Genomic DNA, 2,764 nt, shown 5'->3' with positions numbered 1-2,764 from the left:
TTTTTTATAACACCCGGGGGGTCCACCCCCATGTCCCCCCCCCCGGCCCCCGCCCCCCCGGCCCCCCCCCCCCCCCCCCCCCCCCCCCCCCCCCCCCCCCCCCCCCCCCCCGCCCCCCACGGCAGCGCCGTTTCCGGCTCCCATAATGGAGGCCGGTTCAGCGGGTCGGGCGGTGGGGGCGGGCACGTGCAGGACGGGCAGGTCAGGAACGGCATCTACGGCAGCGCCACCGTGCACGGCAGCGTGCAGCAGGCCCGGCAGATGACCTTCCACCAGTACGCGGCACCGACCGCCCCGGTGGAGTGGCCGGTGGTGATCGGGCGGATTCCGCCGAAGGCGACCGCCTTCCAGCCCCGGGAGCAGCTGCGGGAGGCGATCGACGAGGCTCGGGGGCAGTACGGGACGGTCGTGCTCAGCCAGGTGCTGGCGGGTGGCGGGGGCGTCGGGAAGTCCCAACTCGCGGCGCACTACGCGCGCGAGGCCGTCGAGACGGGCACGGACCTGGTCCTGTGGGCCGACGCCGCCGAGCCCTCCGCCGTCACCGACCTGTACGCCCGGGCCGCCGTGGAACTCCGCGTACCCGGAGCGAACGGCGAGGCCGAACAGGACGCCGAGCGCTTCCTGGCCTGGCTCGCCGCCACCGAGCGCGGCTGGCTGATCGTCCTCGACAACACCACCGAGCACACCCCCGAACAGCTGTGGCCCGTCACCAGCCGGGGCGGACGCGGACGGGTCATCGCCACCACCCGCCACCGGGGAGCGGCCAGTACAGGCGGCGACCGGGCGCTGGTGGACGTCAGTACGTACTCCCCCGCCGAGTCGGCCGCCTACCTGCGCGAACGGCTGGAGCGCGCGAAATGCGCCCGCTTCCTCGACGAACACGCGGCCGAGCTCGCCGAGGAACTGGGCCACCTGCCACTCGCGCTGGCCCACGCCGCCGCCTACATGGTCAACACCCGGCGCAGCTGCGGCCGTTACCTCGAACTCTTCCGCGACCACTCACACAGCCTGGACACCGTCCTCCCCGCCCGCACCGGCGCCGACGGCTACCAGGGCCCGGTGACGGCCACACTGCTCCTGGCCCTGGACGCGGCACAGCAGGAGGAGCCGGTCGGACTCGCTGGGCCGGTCCTCCAGTTGGCGGCACTGCTTGACCCAGCCGGTCATCCGCAGGAGCTGTGGAGCACCGAGATGGTGCTGAACCACCTCAGCGACGTTGGCGGAACACCGGTCGAGGCCGACGACGCGCTGGAGGCGCTCGCAGTGCTGCACAACTACAGCCTCGTCACCCTCGCCGAGACCGCCCACCGGGAAGTGACACTGCATGCGCTCACCGCCCGGGCAGCCATGAACCTCGGTCCCGAAACACATCTGGCTGTCCTGACGGCCGCTGGTGCCCTCCACGAGCTGTGGCCATGTGCGGATTTTGACGCGATGGATCTGGCAGCAGCTCTACGGGCCAACACCGATGTACTCACTGGGCACGACGTCACCCACCTGATCCACCCCTGGCCGGGTATCCACGCGCTTCTGTTCCGCTACGGGACAAGCCTCATCCAGGCAGGCCTGTACACCAGCAGCGTTCAGTACTGGAGCAGCCTCGCCGCCTCAGGCGAGCGGATTCTCGGTGATGACCACCCGGATGTCCTCACCTCCCGTCTTAACCTCGCGCAGTCGTACTCGAAGATCGGGGACATCGACAACGCCATCCGCCTTGCGGAACAGGCGCACGCTGACCATCAAGACTGGTTCGGCTACGACGCCCCCGACACCCTGATGGCTCGCAGCGACCTCGCCGCGATCTACTGGAAAGCCGGACGCGCCGATGAGGCCATCAGCCTCCAGGAAGAGGTCCTCGCCGACCGTCAACGCGTTCTCGGCGACGACCATCCCGACACCGTCGTAGCCCGAAACAACCTCGGCGCCACCTACTCGGAGACCGGACGCATCGATGAGGCCATCGGCCTCCAAGAACAGGTCCTCGCCGACCGTCAACGCGTTCTCGGCGACGACCATCCCAGCACCCTCATAGCCTGCAACAACCTCGGCGCCACCTACTGGTACGCCGGCCTCGAGGAGAAGGCGGCGGAAATGTTGCACAAGGCAGTGACGGGTTTCGACCGCGTGCTCGGACCAGACCATCCGGACAGCGAGCAGGCCAGGGAGAACCTCATCACGTTCACCCGGGAATCTCAGCCCGACGCCGCCCACGACAGCAGCACCCGCAGCCCGTCGTCCGAGGGCGAGCCCGGGTCGGCGGTGTAGGTCTCCAAGACCCATCAGCGAAGGTCAAGGCCTCGCCCATAATGGAGGCCATTCAACACGCCGGGCGGTGGGGGCGAGCAGGTGCAGGGCTGGCAGGTCAGGAACGGGATCGACGGCAGCGCCACCGTGCACGGCAGCGCCTTCCAGGCGGGCGAGATGACCGTCCACCAGTATGCGGCGCCGACCGCCCCGGTGGAGTGGCCGGTGGTGATCGGGCGGATCCCGCCGAAGGCGACGGCCTTCCAGCCCCGCGAGGAGTTGCGACGGGAGATCGACGCGGCTCGGGGGCAGTACGGGACGGTCGTGCTCAGCCAGGTACTGGCAGGCGGCGGGGGCGTCGGCAAGTCGCAACTCGCGGCGCACTACGCGCGCGAGGCCATCGAGGCGGGCACGGACCTGATCCTGTGGGCCGACGCCGCCGAGCCCTCCGCCGTCACCGACCTGTACGCCCGGGCCGCCGTGGAACTCCGCGTACCCGGAGCGAACGGCGAGGCCGAAC

The 2,764-nt window shown here is 70.4% G+C and carries 1 protein-coding gene and 1 pseudogene; both read left to right on the top strand.

Annotated features, from left to right (window positions below; genetic code table 11):
- The first annotated feature begins 186 nt into the window (after nucleotides 1–186).
- On the top strand, nucleotides 187–2,265 hold the full coding sequence (locus ACFCY1_RS15205) for a tetratricopeptide repeat protein (RefSeq protein WP_375874835.1): 2,079 nt from the start codon (nucleotides 187–189) through the stop codon (nucleotides 2,263–2,265).
- An 81-nt stretch (nucleotides 2,266–2,346) separates the two neighbouring features.
- Nucleotides 2,347–2,764: pseudogene (locus ACFCY1_RS15200) on the top strand (hypothetical protein); the annotation flags it as partial.

Origin of the sequence: Kitasatospora sp. NPDC056273, assembly GCF_042268845.1 — a bacterium.
GTDB lineage: Bacteria > Actinomycetota > Actinomycetes > Streptomycetales > Streptomycetaceae > Kitasatospora.
This window is presented reverse-complemented; position numbering and strand designations above follow the sequence as displayed.